Consider the following 8966-nt stretch of genomic DNA (forward strand, 5'->3'; position numbering starts at 1 on the left):
GAGTTCAGATACAGATGCCCGGTAATTTCTACGCCTGAGCGCTGCGGCTTCAGAAAATCTCCAATGCCGGGACGGTTCGGTGGATCCTAAAGTTCAAGGACATGGCCTACATACTTTGGAGCTCGGCTCGTCAACTTGCCCAGCACCGCAGGTCACTTTGGAATACATGACGGTTCGGGAGAAACATTGGAAAAGGACACTGCAGACCAGTCCGGGGCTTATTGGTCATCCTCTGTCAGCCAAGTCACTGACACGAATGTTTTCGTTCGCGGTTATGACCTCGAGGACCTCATCGGGCAAGTCCCCTTCACGGCAGCCATATTTCTCGTGATCCGTGGACGGATCCCCTCGGACCATGAGATCCGGGCCTTGGACGCAGTCCTCAGCGGAATCCTGGATTATGGTCTTGAAAAGCCCGGGACAGTGGCCGCGCGGTTTGCTGTCTCCGCCAACCCGAGCATGGCCATCGGCATGTCGGCCGCCTGTTTGTCTGTCGGGAAGCACACTCTGGCGACTGAGGACAGCGGACGCTTCATCCGTGCTACGCACGCAGAGTTTCTCGGATCTGGCCTCGCACTCGAAGCTTTCGCCGAGGAAAAGGTAAATCGCATGCGTGCAGCAAAAGAACGCATCCCAGGCTTAGGGCACCCTGTTTTCAAAGTTGTTGATCCTCGGGCTGAACGGCTCCGGTCGATTGCCCAGCAGGAAGGCTTGTGGGATCAGGCAGCTGAAGTGTACGAGGCCGTGCATAGGGCCTTCACCAAGCTCCCGGGTAAATCAGACATCCCGATAAACGACGTTGGTGTTATGGCCGCGATACTGCTGGGGCTGGGCTTCACGCCCGAAGAAGGCACCGGAGTTGCCCTGCTGTCAACTCTCCCTGGCGTTATCGCCCACGTATCTGAGGAACTCTCCTCAGGGAAGCCAATCCGAATCGTCCCCCGAGACTCAGCATCCTATGAGGGGACCACTGGCCGGGATTTTGCCGCGGACCGACTCGAAGCCGGCTGGGGCCCTTCGGGGTCCTAGCGGTAACCGAACAGGAGCAAAGATGAATGCGGGAGCCGGAAATCGCCTGATCCCTTCAGCGACTCGATTCTTTGAGGATCTTCAACCCGGAGACTCGTGGTCGTCTCAAGGGCGAACGATTACAGAGACGGACCTGGTCACCTTCGCCACTTGGTCCGGAGACATGCACCCCCTGCACACCAACCAAGAATACGCGCGTGGCACCCAGTTCGGGGAAAGGATTTTCCACGGTCCGGGGACACTTGCCGTCGCTTTTGGCTTGGAAATGGCAATGGGATGGAAGGACCGTTCGGCCATAGCATTTCTGGGCATCCATGAGTGGAACCTTGTCGCACCTGTGCGCATCGGCGACACGATTGCCGTACGGGAAGAAGTAGTAGAGCTCCGGCCTTCTGCGACCAAACCGGACCGGGGCATCGTGAAAACGAGGCTTCACATACTCAATCAGCGAGGCGAAGTCTGCCAAGAGGGATTCTGGGTTGTGCTGCTGTATCGGTCGGCGGCTTACACGCCATGAAGACGGAGGAAGCGATGAGCAGCACCACGTACGAGGAAATGGACTCAACGGTACTCCCGGCTCCACGGCTAGCCGTAAGCGTGGTCCTGATGAGGGATTCAGTTGACGGAGTTGAAGTGTTCGTCCAACGCAGGGCACTCACTATGGATTTTGCTGCCGGCGTTGTCGCATTCCCAGGAGGCAGGGTAGACGCTGTCGACTCCTCACTATCGGCGCCCAACCTAACGCTCTCGGATTCACAGGCAAGGGCGTGGAGCCGGACCAGCGTTGGAGCCGAAGCATCGTTCGCGCGCCAAACTACCGCCCGCCTTCTAGCTGCCGCCATCCGCGAAGTTGCAGAAGAATGCGACGTTGTCCTCCAGCCAACAGCCCTGGTTCCTTGGGCAAACTGGATCACACCCGAGGGCTTTCCCAAACGTTTCGATACGTTCTTTTTTGTCACTGCCGTAGCGCCGAAACTGGAGCCTAGGCATGTCACGACGGAGGCAACGTCTTCGGAGTGGATATCCGTTCGAAAGCTCCTCCAAGACGAAGCGGCCGGGAGGCTTAAGCTGCTGCCCCCAACGCTTGCGATTCTCGATGAGCTTGTAGAAGCGCGTACCACCGAGGAAGTGCTTTCGGTGAAACGGCCCATCGAATCGGTGTGTCTTCAGCTTGATGAGATAGAAGAGTTTCATCGCCGGCGGCAACAGATGACGAAGGACACCAGGGAGCAGCCTTGAAAGAACATCGCCGACCCTCTGCCAAGACTTTCACCGGAATTTGCGTGAGGAGATTGGTGGGTTTGCCAGCTAAAGAATTCCTCACTACTGCATATCCCGACGTGCGTGCCAGATTTTGTCGGGACCGAAACTGGAGCCTGATAACGCTATGACTCAAGATGTCCTCTCCACGCCGGGCCATGCACCGGTTCTTGCCCGGCTGGAAGCCGCGGGGGTGCTGGCCGAGGAATCTGGCCACCGCATTGCCGCATATTCCTATGACGCGTCCAACTACCGGGTTCCGCCCATTGCCGTGGTCTTCCCGCGAAGCGTCCAGGACGTCGTTACGACGATGGCTGCATGTCGGGAAACCGGCACGCCGCTCGTCAGCCGTGGCGGTGGGACATCCATGGCTGGCAACGCCATCGGCCCGGGCATTGTTCTGGACTTCTCCCGATACATGAACCGCATCATCAGCGTCGACGAGGCTACCAAAACCGCCGACGTCGACCCCGGCGTCGTCCTGTCCCATCTCACGCTTGAGACCGAAAGGGTCACTGGCGGAGGGTTCACGTTCGCGCCGGATCCTTCCTCGAAGAACCGCGCCACCATCGGCGGCTCGCTCGGGAACGACGCGTGCGGTAATCACTCCGTACGGTACGGCCGCACCTCTGATCACGTGCTGGAGATCGACGTCGTCACTTCCGACGGTGCACAGCTAACCGCCACACCGACCGGTCTACGCGCGACTGACCCAACCGACGCGTTCTCGGTCTCCCGCGCCTTTGAGCTGGGGGAGGACCTTAAGCAGCTCGCCCAGGACAACCTGGCAAGCTTCAGGGTTGAGCTTGGACGTATCCAGCGCCAGGTCTCCGGCTACCATCTAGGGAATCTCCTGCCCGAGAATGGATTCAACGTGGCCCGGGCCCTGGTGGGAACCGAGGGCACTTGCGCGGTCGTCGTCAGGGCCCGCATGAAGCTCGTTCCCAAAGCGCCCAGCGCGCTCCTTGTGTGCCTCGGCTATGCCGACGTCGTGGACGCCGCGAAGGACATCGAAACCATCCTTGAATTCTCTCCCGCCGCCGTCGAGGGCATTGACGAGGCGATCGTGGACACCATGCGGATGCGCCGCGGTCCCGACTCCGTGCTCGGCCTGCCCGAAGGCAAAGCCTTTCTGTACGTGGACCTGGATGGTGACAACCCGGATGACGTGGCTGCCGAAGCGGATCGACTCATCGAACGGCTCGCAGCCAACGGCCGTCTCGTGGACGGTCGTGCTGTCGCGGACACCACCGAGCGGGCCACTTTGTGGCGTGTCCGTGAAGACGGCGCCGGCTTGTCCTCCCGTCCAGCCAGCGGCGGGGAATCACAGGCAGGCTGGGAAGACTCCGCCGTGGCACCCAAAAACCTTGCCGCGTACTTGGCTGACTTCCGGGAACTGCTGGACGAATACAGCCTGACTGGCATTATGTACGGGCACTTCGGTGCCGGCTGCATGCACATCCGCATCACTTACGACCTGCGTAGCGACGAAGGCCGGAACGTGTTCAGCAAGTTTACGCAAGCCGCCGCTGAACTCGTCGTCCGGCACGGCGGGTCGCTCTCCGGCGAGCACGGCGACGGGCGCGCCCGGTCGGCTCTGTTGCCGGTGATGTACTCACCGGAAATGATCGCGGCGTTCGGCACCTACCGGAAGCTGTGGGATTCGGCCGGGCTGTTGAACCCCGGCTCCATCACCGAGCCCAATGCCTTCGAGGACAACCTAGCGCTCGAAGGGATCCCGGACCGCGAGTGGCGGACCCACTTTGAGCTTCGGCCCGTTGAGGCTAAGGCTGCCGGGGCCGATCCGTGGGTCCACGCTGTTCAGTCCTGCATTGGCGTAGGCAGGTGTCGGTCCGATGCCGGAGGCGTCATGTGCCCGAGCTACCGTGCGACCGGCGATGAAAAGGACTCAACGCGCGGCCGTTCCCGGGCTCTACAGGACATGGTTCGCGGTGCAAAAAGCATCGACGAAGGGTGGAAGTCCGAGGACGTCCGGGAGACGCTGGATCTCTGCCTGGCCTGCAAGGCCTGCTCCAACGACTGCCCCGCCGGGGTGGACATGGCCACGTACAAATCGGAGTTCTTCTCCCACTACTACGAGGGCAAACTGCGCCCCATGTCGCACTTCTCCCTCGGATGGTTGCCGCGCTGGCTGAAGCTGACCACCCTGATCAGCCCGCTGGTGAACCTGGTCCTGGCAAGTCCGCTGGGCAAGGTCGTGGCCGCAGCAGGCGGATTGACGACCCACCGGAAGATGCCTAAGTTCGCGTCCCGGACCATGCTCCGCAAAGAGCTGGCACCCTACGCCAAACCGTCAACCCCGGCAGATGCCGTCCTGTTCATCGATTCGTTCACCAAGGGCTTCCGGCCCGAAGTAGCCGGTGCAGCCGCCCGGGTCATGGAAAGCACAGGACGCACCGTCGGCTGCGAATCCGACGCTTGCTGCGGCCTGACCTGGATCTCCACCGGCCAGCTGGACACTGCCAAAAAACTGATGGGCAAAGCGGTCGCGAAGCTCGACGACGGCACCGGGACACCCATCGTCGTTATTGAGCCGAGCTGTGCGGCGGCCCTGAAAAAGGACGCCCCCGAACTGCTCGGCACCGAAGCCGCCGAACGCGTCTCCCACAGGATCCGCAGCTTTGCCGAAGCCGTGAAGGAATGGGTCGACGGCGGCTGGACGCCACCCGTCATGCCAACGGACGTCACTGTGCAGACCCACTGCCACGAATACTCCACCTTCGGGGCAACCGTCCAACGCAAGGCCCTGGCAGCCCTCGGCGTCGCCAACGTCAACGAAGCCACCGGTTGCTGCGGAGTCGCCGGGAACTTCGGCTTCGAAGCCAACCACTACGACATCTCCATGAAGGTCGCCGAGCAAGCCCTGGCTCCCGCCCTGGCCCAAACAGCCTTCGACGTCCCCGTCCTTGCCGACGGTTTCAGCTGCGCCATGCAGGTCAAACAGCTTGAGCCGAATCGCAAGAGCCTGCATTTGGCCGAGCTGCTCGACCAACGTCCCAAGCGGTGAAATGCAGTGAAGAGTAACGAGGAAGCTGCAAGCCCTCCGGCCGTAGCCCAACCTGACGCCCAATACATGCCTCTCTTCTTTGACCCGTTGGAAGAGCTGACAGGACACAGCTCCATTCGGCGAGCACAATCGGCACCTGCGGGCCCGTGGAAGTCGTCCATCCAACGGCCGCGATCGGGAAAACGCTCCCGCGACAGGGCGCTTGACCGAAGGGCCATGCTCGAGATGGTCGTCCATGACCTGCATGCCCTTGGTGTCTTGGTCAAGAGCAGGGGCAATAATTAGGGGGGCCCTCTCCACCTCTGGAAGAGCAATCAGCTTGATTAAGTACGTTGTATATTCGAGGAATGACAGACCAGAAGAAAATCACGCGCTCATTCTTCGAGACGCTGCACCCTGTACTGAACCGCTTGAACATGGAACGGACCCTTTCGCCCGGAAAACTGGGCGTTCTCCGGAATCTGTCTGAGCATGGGCGCGCAACCACCTCGGAACTAGCTGTGGCTGGACAGGTCAGCCCCCAGGGCATTTCACTCGCTGTCCGTGAGCTCGAACGGATGCAGCTGGTGACGCGCACTCCTGACAACTTGGATCGTCGCCGGGTCTGGATCCAATTAACAGACCAAGGCAGCCAAAAGCTCTCTGAGGAGGTGTCTGTCGGGTATGGCTGGCTTGACCGGGCAGTCACGGACCGCTTGACGCCGGAAGACTGCAAGGCACTCGAGGCAGTCATCCCCGTTCTCAGGAAGCTGGCGTCGGAGGCCAAAAGCGACTGAACTCGTCCCAGTTATCCGGAAGATCTTGTAACGGTGCTAGGAGAATTGCGTTGATATCATCCCGCGTCCCGGTTGAAGTAGAGGACCCGACGAGCGTGCAAGCCGCCATTGAGGGTCGTTTCTCTTGCCGGGCGTTCCTGCCCAACAAAGCTGTGGCCCAAAAGGACATTGAAGAGATACTCCGCGTCGCAAGCCAAGCAGCGTCCGGTACGAATACCCAACCCTGGAAGGTCTATGTGCTGCAGGGCGAGCGGCGGGACACCCTCGTCAATGAGGTCTGCGCGGTGGACGACGCAGTCTACGCCGATCCTGGTCTGGCGGAAAAGTATCACGAGAAGGTCGACTACTACCCGACGGAATGGGTTTCACCGTACCTTGAGCGGCGGCGTCAGAACGGCTGGAGTCTGTATGGCCTTCTCGGAATCGCAAGGGGCGAAAAGAAGAAGATGCACGCCCAGCTGCAGCGCAACTATCATTTCTTCGATGCACCAGTGGGACTGATGTTTACGGTCGATCGGGTCTTGGGGCGAGGCTCACTTATCGACTACGGCATGTTCCTGCAGAACATCATGCTCATGGCGCGGGCTCGGGGCCTGCACACCTGCCCGCAAGTGGCATGGAACCACTATGCGAGGACCATTATGCCCATCATCGGAGCTGGTGCAGACGAGACGCTGGTCTGCGGCATGTCCCTTGGCTACGCCGATGAATCAGCCCCGGTGAATACACTGGTTACGCCGCGGGAGACGGTGGATAGTTTCACACGTTGGGTTTGAACCCGCCAAAAGCCAAGTCAGTCCTACTGCGCTGCATTGCGCGCGCAATAGGACTGACTTCGGACTTCACTTACGCGTCGGAAGGTTTCTTCTCCTCCGGGACGACGGGGAGCTCGACGTATGACTGACGGATAGCGTCGTGGTAAAGCCGCTGCTGCGCGGTGACGAACTCTGTCCCCCTCTGATCACCCGTGTTGAGGTTTCGGTCCCACCGAGGGAAGCAACTGTTGGTGACCTGCACCCTGATCCTGTGACCGGCCAGGAACGCGTTGCTAGTTGACCAAAGATCGATCTCGATCTCTTGGGGCTCGTCTGCACCGCTGTCCAGGCGGAGAATTCCGTCGGTCAGGTTTAGGGAACGTCCGTCGGGATCCACGTCGCATAGGCGCGCGACCCAGTCGGTCGATGGCGCGGAGCTTTGCACGTGCAGCTTCACCCTGATGGGGCCCGTCACCTCGAGATCTTCCTTGAGTACTCCTGAGGTGAAGACGAGTACGTCGTCACGCGCCTCGACAGGCGCTTGGTCGACAGGGCCCCGCCCGGGGCCGAGGCCGACCGTCCCACCCCACGTGGGCACAGGGTCGGCGGGGTCGTAGTCAACCTCACTAGGACGGCTGTCCTGGGGCGTAGCCGTGCTCAGGCCACCGCCAGCGTGCAGATGCCAACGTTCGGTGCGGGCGCGTTCGAGCGGCCAAGTCTCCTCGTCGCGCCACGCGTTGCGTCCCATCACAAAGATCCGCACCGGTGCTGTGCGCTTCACCTGCGCGTCACCGGCGACGTGGCGGCGCAGGAACGCCAATACCTCGGCATTCCAGGTTCCATGAGGATGCACCGCTGCGTCCCGCGACGAAGCCGCACCGAAGTCAAGCGCCCCGATCACGTTTCCGAAGTCTGTATGTGTCCACGGGCCGACCAGGAGCTGCGACTCGAGACCGAGGTCGCGCATGGTCATGAAGGCGTCGAGGGTTCCCTGCACGCAGCTGTCGAACCAGCCACCCGAGTGAAAACTGGGGACCTGCGCGCGCGCATGCCGACCCGCGACTCGCATGTGCTGAGTGGCCTCGACGTCGTCGGCGTCACCGGGGTCGACGAACCTCGGTAGCCCGTTCCGGTGGATGACTGGCAGTTCAGCAACCGGGAGCCCCCAGTAGCCCGTCTTCTCCAGATTTTTCATCTCTTCCGTCAGCGCGGCGACGCGATCCGCAAGCTCTCCATCGCTCAGGCCCTGACGGGACAACCAGTCGAAGCCCGCAGCCATCGACCACCCCGTGATGACCGAGATCTGTGTGGCACCCCCGCGGGCGACCAGGGCTTCGCGCGGCTCCGACCAGGTCATCAATGGTGTGATCGCCTTCAGCGCCGGCGGTTGCTCAATGGCGGCGCGCCACTGGGTATGGCCGCAATAGCTGCCGCCAACCATTCCCACGCTGCCGTTCGCGCCCGGAAGTCCGGCGGCCCACTCAACGGTGTCGGCACCGTCTTGCCCCTCATGTCGCAGGGGCTCCCAGACGCCTTCAGAGGCGTACCGGCCCCGGACGTCTTGGATCACCATTATGAACCCATTGCGGCATACCTCTTCGGCAGGGAAGCCGTTCCACGCGTTCTCTGCTGCATCAGCCTTGTTGTAAGGGGTCCTCACGACCAAGGTCGGCCACGGACCCTGGCCAAGAGGCCGGTACACGTCCGCCCGCAGTACGACGCCGTCGCGCATTCGTGCAGGGACGTCCAGCTCCACTTGCACTGAAGTTGCCGTGTCAGTATCCGCGTTCATGTCGTTCATTCCTTCTGCTTTTGTGTCCTGGCTCACTTGTCTTCAACCTGGTCGCGGAAGATCCATCGGAGCGTCTCGGGAAATACCGCGCCGGCGTGCCCGAGGGTGTGCCCGGCGGTGCCGTACACGAACATCGAATCGTAGCGGCGGTACTTCAGGGCAGCGTCGAGGTCGTGGTTGGCGATGGGGATGTTGCCGTAGATGATGTCGACGTCACGCTTTCCTGTCTGGTGCCAGACCCGGATCGGCTTGCGCGGGGCGCGTCGGACCATGCTGGGCAGGTTGTTCGCGCCCAGGATGTTGATGAAGCTGCCGCAGTGCGAGAT

Annotated in this window: 8 protein-coding genes; 6 read left to right on the plus strand and 2 right to left on the minus strand. The window is 61.4% G+C overall.

What is annotated here, in order from left to right:
* The first annotated feature begins 186 nt into the window (after positions 1 to 186).
* The 6 genes from J7I86_RS21965 (at position 187) to J7I86_RS21990 (ending at position 6869) form a co-directional block, all read left to right on the plus strand.
* Complete coding sequence (locus J7I86_RS21965) at positions 187 to 1029, plus strand: citryl-CoA lyase (RefSeq protein ID WP_214822980.1); 843 nt, start codon at positions 187 to 189, stop codon at positions 1027 to 1029.
* Between the two features lie 22 nt (positions 1030 to 1051).
* Positions 1052 to 1546 (plus strand): MaoC/PaaZ C-terminal domain-containing protein, encoded by a 495-nt coding sequence (locus tag J7I86_RS21970; protein WP_214822981.1) that lies wholly within the window; start codon positions 1052 to 1054, stop codon positions 1544 to 1546.
* 14 nt (positions 1547 to 1560) lie between these two features.
* The gene (locus J7I86_RS21975) at positions 1561 to 2268 is read left to right on the plus strand and encodes an NUDIX hydrolase (protein WP_214822982.1); all 708 of its coding nucleotides are present in this window, start codon (positions 1561 to 1563) and stop codon (positions 2266 to 2268) included.
* Between the two features lie 148 nt (positions 2269 to 2416).
* Entirely contained in the window at positions 2417 to 5317 is a 2901-nt protein-coding gene (locus J7I86_RS21980; protein WP_214822983.1) for an FAD-binding and (Fe-S)-binding domain-containing protein, read from the plus strand.
* 347 nt (positions 5318 to 5664) lie between these two features.
* Positions 5665 to 6093 (plus strand): MarR family winged helix-turn-helix transcriptional regulator, encoded by a 429-nt coding sequence (locus tag J7I86_RS21985; protein ID WP_214822984.1) that lies wholly within the window; start codon positions 5665 to 5667, stop codon positions 6091 to 6093.
* A gap of 50 nt (positions 6094 to 6143) precedes the next feature.
* Complete coding sequence (locus tag J7I86_RS21990) at positions 6144 to 6869, plus strand: nitroreductase (protein ID WP_214822985.1); 726 nt, start codon at positions 6144 to 6146, stop codon at positions 6867 to 6869.
* Positions 6870 to 6939: 70 nt separating this feature from the next.
* Here J7I86_RS21990 and J7I86_RS21995 read toward each other — a convergent pair whose 3' ends face one another.
* Both J7I86_RS21995 and J7I86_RS22000 read right to left on the minus strand, forming a co-directional pair.
* Entirely contained in the window at positions 6940 to 8640 is a 1701-nt protein-coding gene (locus J7I86_RS21995) for a CocE/NonD family hydrolase (RefSeq protein ID WP_214822986.1), read from the minus strand.
* Between the two features lie 32 nt (positions 8641 to 8672).
* A partial coding sequence (locus J7I86_RS22000; protein WP_396019937.1) for a hypothetical protein occupies positions 8673 to 8966 on the minus strand: 294 nt, incomplete at its 5' end.

Source organism: Arthrobacter sp. ISL-95, from assembly GCF_018613695.1.
In the GTDB taxonomy this organism is placed as follows: domain Bacteria; phylum Actinomycetota; class Actinomycetes; order Actinomycetales; family Micrococcaceae; genus Arthrobacter.

Bases quoted from the DNA above. Each gene is read 5' to 3' on its own strand.
- J7I86_RS21970 (WP_214822981.1), top strand. From the start codon at position 1,052: ATGAATGCGGGAGCCGGAAATCGCCTGATCCCTTCAGCGACTCGATTC.
- J7I86_RS21975 (WP_214822982.1), top strand. From the start codon at position 1,561: ATGAGCAGCACCACGTACGAGGAAATGGACTCAACGGTACTCCCGGCT.
- J7I86_RS21980 (WP_214822983.1), top strand. From the start codon at position 2,417: ATGACTCAAGATGTCCTCTCCACGCCGGGCCATGCACCGGTTCTTGCC.
- J7I86_RS21985 (WP_214822984.1), top strand. From the start codon at position 5,665: ATGACAGACCAGAAGAAAATCACGCGCTCATTCTTCGAGACGCTGCAC.
- J7I86_RS21995 (WP_214822986.1), bottom strand. From the start codon at position 8,640: ATGAACGCGGATACTGACACGGCAACTTCAGTGCAAGTGGAGCTGGAC.